The following is a 15255-nucleotide window of genomic DNA, read 5'->3' as shown; positions in this document are numbered from 1 at the left end:
GAAGATCTCAAGCCTTGGCCAATGCCGGCAAATCCCCGGTCAGCCCCAGCGCCTCACGCACAAACAGCGCCTTGGCTTCGGGCATCCGGTCCACCATCTTCAACCCGGTATTGCGCAACCAACGAACCGGCAACGGATCGGCCTGGAACAACCGCTCGAAACCTTCCATCGCCGCCATCAGTGCCAGGTTGTGGGGCATGCGTCGACGCTCGTAACGGCTGAGCACCTTCACATCCGCCAGACGCTCACCCCGGGCGGCCGCCTGCAGCAGTACTTCGGCCAGTACCGCCGCATCGAGGAACCCGAGGTTCACGCCCTGCCCGGCCAACGGGTGAATGGTATGGGCCGCGTCGCCAATCAACGCCAGACCTTCGGCCACGTAACGCTTGGCATGGCGCTGACGCAGCGGCACGCGCAGGCGCGGATCGGCACTGAGCACACTGCCCAGCCGACCTTCGAAGGCCCGTTCCAGCTCGCGACAGAAGCCTTCGTCATCCAGTGCCATCAGGCGTTCGGCTTCGCTCGGCGTGGTCGACCAGACGATCGAACACCAATCCTGCTGGCCATCACATTCCAGCGGTAGAAACGCCAACGGGCCGTGATCGGTAAAGCGTTGCCAGGCCGTCATTTGATGAGGTTTCGAGCAGCGCACACTGGTGACGATGGCATGGTGCAGATAATCCCACTCCCGCGTCGCCATGCCGGTCAAGCGTCGAACCGCCGAGTTGGCGCCATCCGCCGCGATCACCAGCGGTGCGCGCAAGGTACGGCCATCGGCCAGGGTCAGCAGCCAATCGTCACCGGAGCGGCGCATCTGCTCCAGGCGCGCATTGGCCAGCAGGCCAAGATCGCAGTCGTGCAAGCGGTCGAGCAAGGCATCCTGCACTACCCGATTCTCGACGATATGGCCCAGCACATCGGCATGCACGCTGGCCGCGGCAAAGTGAATCTGTCCGGTGCCGCTGCCATCCCAAACCTGCATGTCGCTGTACGGGCTGCTGCGTCGGCTGGCGATGCCGTCCCAGACGCCAAGGCGATCGAGAATCCGCTGACTGGCGATGGACAAGGCGCTCACCCGTGGCTCAAACGGCGCCTGAGTGTCAAACGGTTTGACGCTCAAGGGGCTGCCGTCCAGCAACAGGACTTCCAGCCCGCTGCCCTGCAACGCCAGCGCCAGGGCGCTGCCGACCATTCCAGCCCCGACAATCAGCAGATCTGCGCGCATTTCCATGCTTTAAGCCTGTCTCGCTTGCGGCTTGAGCCGCACGTAAAGGGTTTTTCCGACACGCGCCACCAGGTGGCCGGCGCCGTCGTGAATATCGACCTGCAACTGCGGCAGGTATTTTTGCCCGTCTGCCGTTTGCCGACGGATTTCGTCGAGCAAGGTGTCATCGATGTTGAAGCGGGCAAACACCGGGCCTTTGCCCGGTGCGATGAAATCGATGTCGGCCGCCTTGTCCCAGACGATGTAGTTGCGCCCGAGGTTCTCCATCAGCATCAGCATGAAGAACGGATCGACCATCGAGTACAGGCTGCCACCGAACTGGGTGCCGACGTAATTGCGGTTGTACCAGCCCAGGCCCATGGACACCTGAATGTCACGGAAATCATCGCTGATGTGCCGCACCCGAACCCCGGCACCGAGGTATGGCGGGTAGAAGCTCATGAACCAGCGCATCAGCCTGGCCTTGCCAAACATTCTGCTCAGCCACTTAAACATCAGGGCGAGTACCCAGGCCCATGGCCTGCCGGGCGAACCAGCGCTTGGCCGGCGGCAACAGATCGAGGCCGAGCAGGCCGAGATTGCGCCCCAGCGAAACCAGTGGCTGCGTGCTGCCGAACAGGCGCGTGACCTGGTCGGAGAAACCGACGGTGAGGTTCTGATCCAGACGCTGGTGCTCGCGGTAGGCCTGCAAGGTCGCAAAATCCCCAAGCACCTGCTCACTGGCAAGCAACGCATCGGCCAGCGCCTGGGCATCGCGCAAGGACAGGTTGAACCCCTGGCCGGCAATCGGGTGCAGGCTGTGGGCGGCGTTGCCGAGAATCGCCAGATGCGGTCGCACCTGTTCCTCCGCCTCCACCAGTGACAGCGGATACAGGTGCCGTGCGCCGACCTGCTTCAACGAACCGAGGCGATAGCCAAACACGCCCTGCAATTCGCTGAGAAAACTGCGTTCATCGAGGGCGGCCAGGCGTTGCGCGTCCATGCCCAGACGGGTCCAGACCAATGCGCAACGATTGTCCGGCAACGGCAGCAAGGCCATCGGGCCATCGTCGGTGAAGCGCTCGAAGGCCATGCCGTTGTGGGCTTCGCTCGGGGTGATGTTGGCGATCAGCGCGCTCTGGTTGTAGGGGCGCGTTCTGACACCGATACCCAGTTGCTCGCGCAGGCCGGAACGGCCGCCATCGGCGAGTACCGCGAGGTCGCAATCCAGGGTGGTTTCGTCATTGAGGGTCAGGCGATAGCCGTCGGTGAGCGGTTCCATGCGGGTAACTTCCGCCGGGCAACGCCAACTGATCACGTCCTTGTCCAGGCCCTGCCACAGGCATTGGCCGAGCCAGGCGTTTTCCACGACATAACCCAGCGCAGGAACGCCCTCTTCCATCGCCGACAATCGCGCCGTGGAAAATCGCCCACGGTCGGAGACGTGAATCTGTTTGATCGGTTCGGCGCGGCGGGAAATCTCCTGCCAGACGCCCAGCCGTTGATAAATCTGCCGGGCGCCAAAGGACAATGCCGTGGAGCGCGCGTCATAGCTGGGTTGATAGGTATCGCCGGGGGCAAAGGGTTCGATCAGTACGATCTTCCAGCCCCGGGCACGGGCCCCGGCCTGCAAGGCCATGGCCAGGCTGGCGCCAACCAGGCCACCGCCGATGATTGCCAGATTGACTCGACTCATGCCGCTTGTGTCCGTGCTTGCGCCATCAAGGCCTCGATCTCGGCGACCGTTTTCGGCACGCCTCTGGTCAGGATTTCACAGCCGCTTTTGGTGACCACAACATCATCCTCGATGCGCACGCCTATGCCGCGCCACTTCTTCGCCACGTGCTTGTTGTCCGGTGCAATGTAGATCCCCGGCTCCACGGTCAGCGCCATGCCAACCTCCAGCACGCGCCATTCGCCGCCGACCTTGTACTCGCCAACATCATGCACGTCCATGCCCAGCCAGTGACCGGCACGGTGCATGTAAAACCCTTTGTAGGCCTCACTGGCGATCAATTCGTCGACGTCGCCCTGCAACAACCCCAACTCCACCAGGCCAGCGGTAATCACCCGGACTGTGGCCTCGTGGGCCTGATTCCAGTGCTTGTTCGGGGCAATCTCGGCAAACGCGGCTTCCTGCGCTGCGAGCACCAACTCGTAGATCGCTTTCTGCTCCGCTGAATACTTGCCGTTGACCGGCCAGGTGCGGGTGATGTCGCTGGCGTAACAATCGATCTCGCAACCGGCGTCGATCAGCACCAGGTCACCGTCCTTGAGCACCGCGTCATTCTGCTGATAGTGCAGGATGCAGCTGTTGCGCCCTGCCGCGACGATCGAGCCGTAGGCCGGCATCTTCGCCCCGCCCTTGCGGAACTCGTAGTCGAGTTCGGCTTCCAGGCTGAACTCATGCAATCCGGCACGGCTGGCCTGCATCGCGCGTACATGGGCCTGGGCGGAAATCCGCGCGGCCTCGCGCATCACCTTCACTTCTGCCGCCGATTTATACAGGCGCATGTCGTGAAGCAAGTGATCCAGCGCAACGAATTCGTTCGGCGGCTGGGCGCCAAGGCTGGCCTTGGAGCGGATCACGTTGATCCATTCCATCAGGTGGCGGTCGAATTCCGGATTGCTGCCCATGGCCGAATACACCCGGTCACGGCCTTCGATCAGGCCCGGCAGGATGTCGTCGATGTCAGTGATCGGAAACGCATCGTCGGCACCGAAGTCGCGGATCGCACCTTCCTGGCCCGCGCGCAAGCCGTCCCACAACTCCCGTTCGGCGTTGCGTTCGCGGCAGAACAGGATGTATTCGCCATGCAAACGCCCCGGCATCAAGACCAGGACGGCCTGTGGCTCGGGGAAACCACTGAGGTACTGGAAGTCGCTGTCCTGACGGTAGACGTGCTCGACGTCGCGGTTGCGAATGGCTACCGCAGCGGCGGGCAGGATAGCGATGCTGTTGGGCTCCATCTGCGCCATCAACGCCTTGCGGCGACGGCTGTATTCCGATTTCGGGATATGAATCATGGGCAGATGGCGTTCCCTGTCTTCTATTAGTGCAACGACGGTTTGGCAGCCGCCGGTTCGTCCGCTTTCCTGGTTTCGGAGAACAGCAACAGCGGCGCGACGCGCAGGTACTCCATGACTTCCATGTAGTCGGTTTCGCCGTCTTCGGATTCTTCCAGGGCGTCCTGGACCTGGGAAATGGCGGCCAGGTCCTGCAACACTTCGGTGGCCTCGGTGCTCAGCATGCTGCTGTCACGGCAGTTCAAACCGAAACCGCTGAGGAAACCCTGACACCACTGGCCCAGTGCCACGGCGCGTTCGGTCAGCGGGGCATCGTCGGTCGGCAGCAACAGGACGACGGTCACGTCCTCGCCGGTGAGTTCGCCCTTGACCATCTCTTGCAGGCCGAGCAAGGCAGCGCGGACGTTGTCCTGCGGCTCGCTTTCAAGCAGTTCGGCGGCATCGATCAGCCAGCCCTCTGCATCGAAACCGGCGCCGGCGCAGCTGCGTCCGAGCAACAGGCCGTGCAGTTCGGCAGGCGAGACAGGGTGACCGCTGGAAGTCAGCAGGGTGGCGAAGGCTTGGTACGGAGAATTCTGAATGGGCATGGGCAGCTAGGCGCCAGACGGCGCTATGTCTAGAATGAAGGCCTTGTATCCTACATCGACTACCCCTGTAGGAGCGAGCTTGCTCGCGATGAACCCGAAAACACTGCGGGGTGTCAGGGACCCAGCGTTATCGTTGGCGACCATCGCGAGCAAGCTCGCTCCTGCAATGGTCCGCCAGCTACCACCCATCAGACGAACCGTGGACACAATGGAAGACACCGACCTGCAAGCGCTGATGGCCAGACTCGAACTGCTGATTACCCGAGTCGAGCAACTTAAGAGCCAAAACGGACTCTTACTAGCACAGGAAAAGACCTGGCGCGAGGAACGCGCTCACCTCATTGAAAAAAACGAAATCGCCCGGCGTAAGGTCGAATCGATGATTTCGCGCCTCAAGGCCCTGGAGCAAGACTCATGAGTTCAAGCAATAGCGTCACCGTGCAGATCCTCGACAAAGAATATTCGATCATTTGCCCCCAGGAAGAACGCAGCAACCTGGTGAGCGCCGCCCGTTACCTGGACGGCAAGATGCGCGAAATCCGCAGCAGCGGCAAAGTCATCGGCGCCGACCGCATCGCCGTCATGGCCGCCCTGAACATCACCCACGACCTGCTGCACAAGGAAGAACGCCCGAGTATCCAGGCCAGCGGCTCGACCCGCGAGCAGGTGCGCGACCTGCTCGATCGCGTCGATCTGGTGCTCGCCACCGATCCGGATGTCACCAAAGGCTGATTCGCGCCACCGCTTGCGGTATACTCTGCTCACTCCCTGGGGTGCTTGCCAGTTGGCGATGTCCCTGAGCCGATTTGCTATACCCTGGAGGTTGCACGTTGGGCTGGTGTGCATGTCCGCTAGACGGAAAGCCTTAAAGCCTACTGCATCTTCCACCTTGAACTTTCGGGTTCAAGGGCTAAGTCGACAGCGGCACATTCGGGGAGCCTGATTCCAGCCGATGCCGGTTTTTATACCGGCATCGGCTTTTTTACGGGTACGCTTCACCTACCCGTATTGTTGAAGCCCGAATTCATGAACGAACCTGCGCTGCTTCCCCGCCCGCAACTTCGACGCATGCTGCGCAAAGCCCGCCGCGCACTGACACCCAGCCAGCAGCGCCAGGCTGCTCGCGGGCTGTACAAGCAATTGGCCCAGCAACCGCTGTTCCGCCGCGCCAAACACATCTCTCTTTATCTGCCCACCGACGGCGAAATCGATCCGAGACTGCTGCTGCGTGCCGCCCAGCGTCGGGGCAAGGCCACCTATCTGCCGGTGCTCAGCGCCTGGCCGCGAACCAAAATGGTGTTCCAGCGCATCCGCCCCGGCGAAAAACTCAAGCCCAACCGATTTCGTATTCTCGAACCGAGGCACAACCTCGCCCGGCAACGCAAAGTCTGGGCGCTGGATCTTGTGCTGCTGCCGTTAGTGGGGTTTGACGATGTCGGTGGACGCCTGGGCATGGGCGGTGGCTTTTATGATCGAAGCCTGGCCTACCTGGCGCGCCGTAATGACTGGCGCAAGCCGACGTTACTGGGGCTGGCCCATGAATGTCAGAAAGTGGAGCGACTGGCTCAAGCGAGCTGGGATGTGCCGTTGCAAGGAACGGTGACGGACAAGGCGTGGTACTACGCAGATTAGACGCCACTGCAATCAGCGGCGTCGAGAAAACAGATTCAGCGCTTGAAGGCTGTCGACTGTTGCTGCAACGGCGAGACTTCGACCGGCGCGTCGGTCTTGTTGGTCCACAGGCTTTGGGCATAGCCGGTGGTCACGACGCCAAGGCCGAACAGAATAACCAAAATCCATAGTAAATCCGGTTTGCGTTTCATCGATTGCCCCCCAAAGGCATATCAACACGATGACAGCAGCGGTTTCCGTTTGTAGGCCGTGCAGCAGCGTCAAGCTTGAAAGGCCGGCATTTTGCGACAACGTGAACCGGCGCGCAAATGGTGGCGTCAACCGACTGTCGGTTTGTCATAAAATTGCCGGACAACCTGTCCACACACCCCGCAAGGAGCCAAACCATGGCCTATTGGCTGATGAAATCCGAGCCCGACGAACTCTCGATCAAAGGTCTGGAAAAGCTCGGTAGAGCGCGCTGGGACGGGGTTCGAAACTATCAGGCGCGGAACTTTCTAAGGGCCATGGCGGTGGGGGACGAGTTTTTCTTCTACCACTCCAGCTGTCCCGAGCCGGGCATTGCCGGCATCGGCAAGATTGTCGAAGCCGCGTATCCGGACCCGACTGCGCTGGAGCCTGAAAGCCATTACTACGATCCGAAGGCTACCGTAGAAAAAAACGCCTGGAGCGCGATTGATGTCGCGCATGTGGAGACGTTTTCCAGGGTGCTGAAGCTGGACTATCTGAAACAGCAGACGGCGCTGGCGGAGATGCCGTTGGTGCAGAAGGGGTCGAGGCTGTCGGTGATGCCGGTGACAGCAGAGCAGTGGGCGGCGGTGGTTGCGCTTATATAGGCCGGCGATATCGCTCTTGTGGGAGCAAAGCTTGCTCGCGATGGCGATCTTGAGGACGCTATCGCGAGCAAGCTTTGCTCCCACAGGATCCAGCATTACTGGATGATTAGGTTGTTGAACAACAAGTCCTCAACCACCGGCTTGCCGGTTTCGTCGTTCAATACCTGCTGGGTTTGCTTGAGCGCTTCCTGACGCAGCTTCTCCTTGGCCTCGACGTTGTTCATCGTCTCGGTGGTCTGCTGAGCAAACAGCGCCACCAGCTGATTACGGATCAAGGGCTCGTTGGCCTTGACTGCTTTAAACGCCTCGTCACCAGTGACCCGCAGGGCCACGTCAGCCTTGTAGACCTTGAGCTTGGCCGTGCCATCCAGTCCATAGTTACCCACGAACGGCGGGCTCAAGGTGATGTAATTGACCTTGGGCGCCGTGCTTTCTTTGGCTTCTTCGGCCACCGCTGCCACAGGCAGGGACAGGGCCAGCATCAACATGATCCACGCTTTCACAATTCACTCCTTATCCAGTTTGCGGCCTAGCATATCGACCCGTCGTTCAAGCACAAGCTTATGGCTGACTATCAGGGCCGGGCATGCTCGTTGACCCGTCGACTCACACACCTACACTTATCGGCCATCACTCCCAAAGGAATAGCCCTGATGAAAGCCGTGCTGTGCAAAGCCTTCGGCCCTGCCGAATCGCTGGTGCTGGAAGACGTCGCCAGTCCTGTCGCGAAGAAGAACGAAATCCTGCTGGACGTGCACGCCGCCGGGGTGAATTTCCCGGACACGCTGATCATCGAGGGCAAGTACCAATTCAAACCGCCCTTCCCGTTTTCCCCGGGCGGCGAAGCGGCTGGCGTGGTCAGCGCGGTGGGTGAAAAGGTCAGCCATCTGAAAGTCGGTGACCGGGTCATGGCCCTGACCGGCTGGGGTAGCTTCGCCGAACAGGTCGCGGTGCCGGGCTACAACGTGCTGCCGATCCCGTCCTCCATGGATTTCAACACCGCCGCCGCCTTCAGCATGACCTACGGCACCTCGATGCACGCGCTCAAGCAGCGCGGCAACCTGCAACCCGGTGAAACCCTGCTGGTACTCGGTGCCTCCGGCGGCGTCGGCCTGGCCGCCGTGGAAATCGGCAAGGCCATGGGCGCCCGGGTGATCGCTGCCGCCAGCAGCGCGGAAAAGCTGGCTGTGGCCAAGGCCGCCGGTGCCGATGAACTGATCAACTACAGCGAAACCAGCCTCAAGGACGAAATCAAACGCCTGACCGATGGCCAGGGCGCCGACGTGATTTACGACCCGGTGGGCGGCGACCTGTTCGACCAAGCCGTCCGCTCCATCGCCTGGAACGGTCGCCTGCTGGTGGTCGGCTTCGCCAGCGGCCGCATCCCCGAACTCCCGGTGAACCTCGCCCTGCTCAAAGGCGCAGCCGTGGTCGGGGTGTTCTGGGGATCGTTCGCCCAGCGCCAGCCGCAGGACAACGCGGCGAACTTCCAGCAATTGTTCGGCTGGTTTGCCGAAGGCAAGTTGAAACCGCTGGTATCGCAGGTGTACCCACTGGGCAATGCCGCGCAAGCGATCAATGACCTTGGCCAGCGCAAGGCGGTTGGCAAGGTGGTGGTGCAGGTTCGCTGAGCCCGGCAGAAGGTCTGGGCTTCGATCAACGTTGTCCAGACCTGATCAAAACTAAAGCAACTCGCGAATATCCTTCGGCAAAAACCTCGAATACCTGGAGCCCGGGCTGCTCAGGCATTGCCTGACGATGGTGGGCACCATCCTGTTCATCTTCGCTATCAGCGCCAGACGCCGCTCGTCCGACAATGTCGCTTTGGAACACGCATTCGACAGATAGGCTCGGGTGTAGTGGAACGGCGCGGCGTCAATCCGCTTGTGCTCCGGTAGACGCACGAAAGCTTCATTAATGTCGCGACACTTCAGCTCCTTGAGTCTCTGATTGAAGTCAATCGATAGATACACGTCGAATCCAAACTTCATCGGCGCAATCACGTCTTGCTCGGAAGGCTTGTCACCCTCGACCGTCCAGGGTTTGAACCTCCACTGAGATATCGCAACCCTGGTCGCCTCGGCCAGATCAGGATGATCGCTTTGCAAAATACTCACCTTACTCACCGAACCATCGGCATGGACTGTAAACCCGACCCGGACATCGCCGATGATCCCGGTCCGTTGCAACTCCAGCGAGTAAACCGGCCTGGGGTTGTATTCCGGTATCAGGAACACGTCCGCTCTGCTTTCAACAGACAACACCAACAGCAGCACTACACACACCACCCACCGCATAACCCCTCCCTTTCGCGCCTGAACTGCCAGACCTGGCAGCAAGACAAAGGGTAAAGATCGAAGGCTTTGGGCTGAAGGTCATGGCTTCCGGTAAAAGTGCAGGACCTTTCCCAAAGACTTGCCCTATTCCGAACGGAACTGCCGCATCAAAGCGGCAGCAGGTAATCCTTCCTACACCGCCCTTCATTTATGTCTGAACGACATGTTCATAAAGCAACACTCGATTTCCAACATTTCCACTGATTTGCCGATGAGAATCGATGCTATTTTCGGTAACGAAACTGTAATATTCGCATCCGCAGTCAAAACAAGAAATTTGGAGCTCTTGAATGTTTGCTTTCTTTCGTCCTGCCGCACATCAGGCTCCCTTGCCTGAAGAAAAAATAGACAGCACCTACCGACGCCTGCGCTGGCAGATCTTCGCCGGTATTTTTATCGGTTACGCGGGTTATTACCTGCTGCGCAAAAACTTCTCCCTGGCCATGCCCTACCTGATCGAACAGGGTTACACCCGCGGTGAGCTGGGCGTGGCGCTGTCGGCAATTGCCATTGCCTACGGCCTGTCCAAGTTCCTGATGGGCATTGTGTCCGACCGCTCCAACCCGCGTTTCTTCCTGCCGTTCGGCCTGCTGGTCTCGGCTGCGGTGATGTTCATTTTCGGTTTTGCGCATTGGGCGACGTCCAGCGTGACCATCATGTTCGTGCTGCTGTTCATCAACGGCTGGGCGCAGGGCATGGGCTGGCCGCCGAGTGGGCGGACCATGGTGCACTGGTGGTCGCAAAAGGAACGCGGCGGCGTGGTATCGCTGTGGAACGTGGCGCACAACGTCGGCGGCGGCTTGATCGGCCCGCTGTTCCTTATTGGCATGGGCCTGTTCAATGACTGGCACGCGGCGTTCTACGTGCCGGCGGCGGTGGCCCTGGCGGTGGCGGTGTTTGCTTTCATCGTGATGCGCGATACCCCGCAATCAGTCGGCCTGCCGCCGATCGAGAAGTACAAGAATGACTACCCGGAAGGCTACGACGCCAGCCACGAAGAAGAATTCAGCGCCAAGGAAATCTTCGTCAAGTATGTGTTGCGCAACAAGATGCTCTGGTACATCGCCATGGCCAACGTCTTTGTCTACCTGCTGCGCTATGGCGTGCTGGACTGGGCGCCGACCTATCTAAAGGAAGCCAAGGGTTTCACCGTGGACAAGACGTCCTGGGCGTACTTCTTTTATGAGTGGGCCGGTATTCCGGGCACGCTGCTGTGCGGCTGGATGTCGGACAAGATCTTCCGTGGCAACCGTGGCCTGACCGGCATGGTGTTCATGGCACTGGTGACCGTGGCGACACTGGTGTATTGGCTCAACCCCGCGGGCAACCCGACCGTCGACATGATCGCGCTGATTTCCATCGGCTTCCTGATCTATGGCCCGGTGATGTTGATCGGCCTGCAAGCGCTGGAACTGGCACCGAAGAAAGCCGCCGGCACGGCTGCGGGATTTACCGGTCTGTTCGGGTACCTGGGAGGATCGGTCGCAGCCAGTGCAGCGATGGGCTATACCGTGGACCATTTTGGCTGGGACGGCGGCTTCGTCTTGCTGATTGGTGCATGCCTGCTGGCGATGGCGTTCCTTGCGCCAACGCTGTGGCACAAGCAAGTCGCCAGTCAGAGCCGCGAAGCGCTCGCCTGATCAGACTTTGATTTGCAGCGCTTGAGCCGCGCCTCCAGATTCCGGTCTGGCATGGCGTGGCTGCGCAGGGCGCGGGCGGTCTGCTCGACATAATCGCGAGTGGTGCCGTAACGCCCGCAAGCGTTTTCGAACACGTGGCTCAGCACATGATCCGGCAAGTTGCCGGCGTAGCTGGGCAAGTGCCGCTCCAGAACAAAACCCAACGCCTGAACCTGGTTGCCGTCTTCCAGCCGGCAGTTGAGCCAGTGCGGGCGGTAGGACGGGAACGGCATCTCGCGCTTCCATAGCGCATACAACGAAGCCTCCAGTTGTTCTTCCGGCAAGCGATAGGCAAAGCCGCTGCATGAGCCGCCGCGATCAAGACCGAATACCAGCCCTGGCATTTCCGGCGTGCCGCGATGTTCGTGGGACCACAGGTACAGACCGCGATGGTAGCCATGCACCCGCCCGCGAACCCGCTCAACCGCTGTGCACTCAGGGCGCCAGATCAACGAACCGTACGCGAACAACCACACAGGCCCACCCTTGTGTCGAGCCATGGTCGATTGCATCGAGCTGAGCAATTGTTCATGTGTGAGCTGTGGCCCCAGATCGAGCCGCGGAGGGTAAGTCAGGTTCAAAAACGAAGATTCAATGGCGCTCATGGCGATAGGGGATCGACCCTGCAAGCATTACAAAATGTAAGCAACATTTACGTAATAGAACATATAGCAGTAAAGGTAAAACGAAAAGAAATTAAGACCGTGTGACCTTCCGACAGGCACTTCAAACCTGAATGCTGGAAGCGACACCTATATACCTTAATATCATTCTGTAACTATTTTAAATACCAGAATGAAATATGCATAAGCATTATGCCCGTCTAGGATAAAAACTACCTATCAGAAACTTCCTACGCCACCTACGGATCTTCCGCCTGCCCACTGCATCGGACGTCGCGTATAACAGCCACCCACAGGCGCAAGCCAAACTGCCTTTACAGGGGCTGCACGATGAAATACCCAGGGATGTACGGGCTGCTGCTCATGCTCTTGACGCCGCTTGCGCTGGCGCAGGACACAACCTCCAAGGACACGGGATTGTGGTATCTGCAGACCAGTGTCTATACAAAACACTATTCGCCCGACCCTGACCACAACAACAATCAGGATCTTATTGGCCTTGAGCGCGACGAAGCGTCCGGCTGGTTGTTTGGCGCCGCCACTTTTCGCAACTCGTTCAGCCAGCGTTCATATTATGCTTATGCCGGTCAACGCTACGAAAACGCCAACTATCCCGTGTATATCAAACTTACCGGCGGTCTGCTGGAAGGTTACAGCGGCAAGTATCAGGACAAGATCCCATTGAATCGCTTTGGGGTCGCACCGGTGATCATCCCTTCACTCGGCGCACATTACGGACCCTTGGCGGCTGAGCTGGTGTTGCTCGGTTTCAACGCCGCCATGATCACTACCGGTGTTCGTTTCTAGCGCTTGCTTGCCTACGATCGCGGCGCGTAGGCGAACACATCGGCGCGCATCTGATGTGCATCCATCCCCGCCTCGACCAGCGCATCCAGCGTGCCGTAGACCATCGCGGGCGAGCCACTGGCATAGACGTGCAGAGCCTTGAGATCGGGAAAGTCTTCGCACACCGCTTCATGCAACATGCCGAAACGGCCCTGCCAGCCGCATTGATCGCTGACGACTTTATGCAGGAACAGGTTGGGCAATTTCAGCCACTCGTCCCAATGTTCAACTTCATAAAAATCTTCAGGTCGACGCACGCCCCAATACAGATGCACCGGATGCTTGAAACCGGTGGCGCGGCAATGTTCGATCAGGCCATGAATCTGGCCCATGCCGGTCCCCGCGGCGATCAGCACCAGCGGGCCGTCCGGCAACTCGGCCAGGTGTGCATCGCCGAATGGCATGTCGATCCGCACCATGGTGTCGCGCTGCAGTTGCTTGATCAGATTCTGAGCACTGGCCTCGCGCGCCAGTACGTGGATTTCCAGATCTCGCCCGCCAGAAGGAGCGGACGCCAGGGAAAAGGACGACTTTTCGCCATTATCCCGATGGATCATCAAGTACTGGCCCGCATGGTAGCGCGGTGGCTTGCCGGCCGGCGCCCGCAGCCGGACCCGCCAGGTATCACCACCGACCTCGGTGCAACTGGTGACCTGACACGACAGACTGCGCACCGGCAATTCTCCCAGCGCGAGCACGCCATCCCACAGCACGATGCAGTCTTCCAGCGGCTCTGCTATGCAAGTGTAGAACTCGCCATGGTCACGCACACCGCCTTCCTGCTCGACCCGGCCTTCCACCAACAGTGCAGCGCACACATGGCAGTTACCGTTGCGGCAGCTTTGCGGGCATTCATAGCCCAGACGCCGTGCGCCGTCGAGAATCCGCTCGCCGGGCTGAATCTCCAGCACTGCTCCGGAGGGCTGCAAGGTTACATGCATCAATCTATTCCTAACTGATTCCAGATGGCATCGATCCGCTGGGTCACGGCGTCGTCCTTGACGATCACCCGACCCCATTCCCGCGTGGTTTCGCCTGGCCACTTATGCGTGGCATCGAGGCCCATCTTCGACCCCAGGCCGGACACCGGCGAGGCGAAGTCCAGGTAGTCGATCGGTGTGTTCTCGATCATCACCGTGTCGCGCTTGGGGTCCATGCGCGTGGTGATGGCCCAGATCACGTCGTTCCAGTCCCGTGCGTTGATATCGTCGTCGGTGACGATAACGAACTTGGTGTACATGAACTGTCGCAAAAACGACCAGACACCCAGCATTACCCGCTTGGCATGCCCCGGATACGACTTCTTCATGGTCACGACGGCCATGCGATACGAACAGCCTTCGGGCGGCAGGTAGAAATCGGTGATCTCCGGGAACTGCTTTTGCAGGATCGGCACGAACACTTCGTTCAGCGCCACCCCAAGAATCGCCGGCTCATCCGGCGGACGGCCGGTGTAGGTACTGTGGTAAATCGGCTTGATGCGATGGGTAATACGCTCCACCGTGAACACCGGGAAGCTGTCGACTTCGTTGTAGTAACCGGTGTGGTCGCCGTACGGCCCCTCATCGGCCATTTCGCCGGGGTGAATCACGCCTTCGAGGATGATCTCGGCGGTGGCCGGCACTTGCAGGTCGTTGCCGCGGCATTTCACCAGTTCGGTACGGTTGCCGCGCAGCAGGCCGGCGAAAGCGTACTCGGAGAGGCTATCCGGCACCGGGGTCACGGCGCCAAGAATGGTCGCAGGGTCGGCGCCCAGTGCCACAGAGACCGGGAACGGCCGGCCGGGATGCTTCTCGCACCACTCGCGGTAATCCAGCGCGCCGCCACGATGACTCAACCAGCGCATGATGACCTTGTTGCGGCCAATCACCTGCTGACGGTAGATCCCGAGGTTCTGCCGGTCCTTGTTCGGCCCCTTGGTGACGGTCAGGCCCCAAGTGATCAACGGCGCGACATCGCCCGGCCAGCAGGTCTGCACCGGCAACGTTGCGAGGTCGACGTCATCGCCTTCGATAACCACTTCCTGGCAGATGGCGTCTTTGACGACCTTGGGCGCCATCGAGATGATCTTGCGGAAAATCGGCAGCTTGGACCACGCATCTTTCAGACCCTTCGGCGGCTCGGGCTCCTTGAGGAACGCCAGCAACTTGCCGATCTCGCGCAACTCGCTCACCGCTTCGGCGCCCATGCCCAACGCGACGCGCTCGGGGGTGCCGAACAGGTTGCCGAGGACGGGAATGTCGAAACCGGTCGGTTTCTCGAAAAGCAGGGCCGGGCCCTTGGCGCGCAAGGTGCGGTCGCAGACCTCGGTCATTTCGAGCACTGGGGACACCGGAACCTGGATGCGCTTGAGTTCACCGCGCTTTTCAAGCCCGCTGATAAAGTCGCGCAAGTCGCGATACTGCATGCGTGAGCCTCGTGTTGGCCGTGGCGTTCGGGGGCAGGCAGTTTAGCGCCGAACCCCTCTATTCAGAACCACGAACTG

Annotated in this window: 18 protein-coding genes and 1 other RNA gene; 8 read left to right on the top strand and 11 right to left on the bottom strand. The window is 60.1% G+C overall.

Annotated elements, in window-relative coordinates:
* Positions 1-7: 7 nt before the first annotated feature.
* The 5 genes from GPL81_RS00525 to GPL81_RS00505 are packed head-to-tail and all read right to left on the bottom strand — an operon-like array spanning position 8 to position 4818.
* Positions 8-1225, bottom strand: coding sequence for a 2-octaprenyl-3-methyl-6-methoxy-1,4-benzoquinol hydroxylase (locus GPL81_RS00525; protein WP_178122551.1), 1218 nt, complete (start codon positions 1223-1225; stop codon positions 8-10).
* 9 nt (positions 1226-1234) lie between these two features.
* On the bottom strand, positions 1235-1720 hold the full coding sequence (locus GPL81_RS00520; protein ID WP_160104788.1) for a DUF4442 domain-containing protein: 486 nt from the start codon (positions 1718-1720) through the stop codon (positions 1235-1237).
* Positions 1713-2900: a 2-octaprenyl-6-methoxyphenyl hydroxylase gene (gene ubiH / locus GPL81_RS00515; protein ID WP_096514305.1), complete on the bottom strand. Its 1188-nt coding sequence runs from the start codon at positions 2898-2900 to the stop codon at positions 1713-1715. Before ubiH ends, GPL81_RS00520 begins: the two co-directional genes overlap by 8 nt.
* A complete protein-coding gene (pepP, locus tag GPL81_RS00510) occupies positions 2897-4231 on the bottom strand; it encodes a Xaa-Pro aminopeptidase (RefSeq protein ID WP_160104787.1) in 1335 nt (444 codons plus the stop codon). Before pepP ends, ubiH begins: the two co-directional genes overlap by 4 nt.
* Positions 4232-4257: 26 nt before the next feature.
* Positions 4258-4818 (bottom strand): YecA/YgfB family protein, encoded by a 561-nt coding sequence (locus GPL81_RS00505; protein ID WP_160104786.1) that lies wholly within the window; start codon positions 4816-4818, stop codon positions 4258-4260.
* Between the two features lie 208 nt (positions 4819-5026).
* On the opposite strand from GPL81_RS00505, the gene GPL81_RS00500 reads away from it, so the two are divergent.
* The 4 genes from GPL81_RS00500 (at position 5027) to GPL81_RS00485 (ending at position 6450) form a co-directional block, all read left to right on the top strand.
* A complete protein-coding gene (locus GPL81_RS00500; RefSeq protein ID WP_007982902.1) occupies positions 5027-5236 on the top strand; it encodes a TIGR02449 family protein in 210 nt (69 codons plus the stop codon).
* Positions 5233-5550, top strand: coding sequence for a cell division protein ZapA (locus tag GPL81_RS00495; RefSeq protein ID WP_096514301.1), 318 nt, complete (start codon positions 5233-5235; stop codon positions 5548-5550). The genes GPL81_RS00500 and GPL81_RS00495 overlap by 4 nt, the downstream gene beginning before the upstream one ends.
* Positions 5551-5580: 30 nt before the next feature.
* A non-coding RNA gene (gene ssrS / locus GPL81_RS00490) (6S RNA) lies at positions 5581-5759 on the top strand.
* Between the two features lie 85 nt (positions 5760-5844).
* Positions 5845-6450, top strand: coding sequence for a 5-formyltetrahydrofolate cyclo-ligase (locus tag GPL81_RS00485; protein ID WP_160104785.1), 606 nt, complete (start codon positions 5845-5847; stop codon positions 6448-6450).
* 35 nt (positions 6451-6485) lie between these two features.
* On the opposite strand, the gene GPL81_RS31030 is transcribed toward GPL81_RS00485, so the two are convergent.
* On the bottom strand, positions 6486-6641 hold the full coding sequence (locus GPL81_RS31030; RefSeq protein ID WP_178122549.1) for a hypothetical protein: 156 nt from the start codon (positions 6639-6641) through the stop codon (positions 6486-6488).
* A 195-nt stretch (positions 6642-6836) separates the two neighbouring features.
* Between GPL81_RS31030 and GPL81_RS00480 the strand changes: the two genes are divergently transcribed.
* Complete coding sequence (locus GPL81_RS00480) at positions 6837-7286, top strand: EVE domain-containing protein (protein WP_160104784.1); 450 nt, start codon at positions 6837-6839, stop codon at positions 7284-7286.
* Between the two features lie 95 nt (positions 7287-7381).
* Here GPL81_RS00480 and GPL81_RS00475 read toward each other — a convergent pair whose 3' ends face one another.
* On the bottom strand, positions 7382-7789 hold the full coding sequence (locus GPL81_RS00475) for a flagellar basal body-associated protein FliL (protein ID WP_096514297.1): 408 nt from the start codon (positions 7787-7789) through the stop codon (positions 7382-7384).
* Between the two features lie 150 nt (positions 7790-7939).
* Here GPL81_RS00475 and GPL81_RS00470 point away from each other — a divergent pair, with 150 nt between their 5' ends.
* Complete coding sequence (locus tag GPL81_RS00470; RefSeq protein ID WP_160104783.1) at positions 7940-8917, top strand: NADPH:quinone oxidoreductase family protein; 978 nt, start codon at positions 7940-7942, stop codon at positions 8915-8917.
* Positions 8918-8968: 51 nt separating this feature from the next.
* On the opposite strand, the gene GPL81_RS00465 is transcribed toward GPL81_RS00470, so the two are convergent.
* Positions 8969-9583, bottom strand: a complete 615-nt coding sequence (locus tag GPL81_RS00465; RefSeq protein ID WP_160104782.1) for an energy transducer TonB — start codon at positions 9581-9583, stop codon at positions 8969-8971.
* A gap of 329 nt (positions 9584-9912) precedes the next feature.
* Between GPL81_RS00465 and glpT the strand changes: the two genes are divergently transcribed.
* Complete coding sequence (glpT, locus tag GPL81_RS00460) at positions 9913-11262, top strand: glycerol-3-phosphate transporter (protein WP_160104781.1); 1350 nt, start codon at positions 9913-9915, stop codon at positions 11260-11262.
* Here the strand turns inward: glpT and GPL81_RS00455 are convergent.
* A complete protein-coding gene (locus GPL81_RS00455) occupies positions 11238-11906 on the bottom strand; it encodes a gamma-glutamylcyclotransferase (protein ID WP_160104780.1) in 669 nt (222 codons plus the stop codon). The two genes, glpT and GPL81_RS00455, sit on opposite strands and share 25 nt — an antisense overlap.
* A gap of 348 nt (positions 11907-12254) precedes the next feature.
* On the opposite strand from GPL81_RS00455, the gene GPL81_RS00450 reads away from it, so the two are divergent.
* Complete coding sequence (locus tag GPL81_RS00450) at positions 12255-12731, top strand: sn-glycerol-3-phosphate transporter (protein ID WP_160104779.1); 477 nt, start codon at positions 12255-12257, stop codon at positions 12729-12731.
* Between the two features lie 11 nt (positions 12732-12742).
* On the opposite strand, the gene GPL81_RS00445 is transcribed toward GPL81_RS00450, so the two are convergent.
* Both GPL81_RS00445 and ubiD read right to left on the bottom strand, forming a co-directional pair.
* On the bottom strand, positions 12743-13711 hold the full coding sequence (locus GPL81_RS00445) for a CDP-6-deoxy-delta-3,4-glucoseen reductase (RefSeq protein ID WP_160104778.1): 969 nt from the start codon (positions 13709-13711) through the stop codon (positions 12743-12745).
* Positions 13711-15177 carry a 4-hydroxy-3-polyprenylbenzoate decarboxylase gene (gene ubiD / locus GPL81_RS00440; RefSeq protein WP_160104777.1) on the bottom strand — a complete coding sequence of 489 codons (1467 nt, stop codon included), beginning with the start codon at positions 15175-15177 and terminating at the stop codon, positions 13711-13713. Before ubiD ends, GPL81_RS00445 begins: the two co-directional genes overlap by 1 nt.
* Between the last annotated feature and the right edge of the window lie 78 nt (positions 15178-15255).

Origin of the sequence: Pseudomonas izuensis (assembly GCF_009861505.1) — a bacterium.
GTDB lineage: Bacteria > Pseudomonadota > Gammaproteobacteria > Pseudomonadales > Pseudomonadaceae > Aquipseudomonas > Aquipseudomonas izuensis.
Note: the sequence above shows the minus strand (reverse complement) of the source record. Positions and strands in the feature narration are given on the sequence as shown.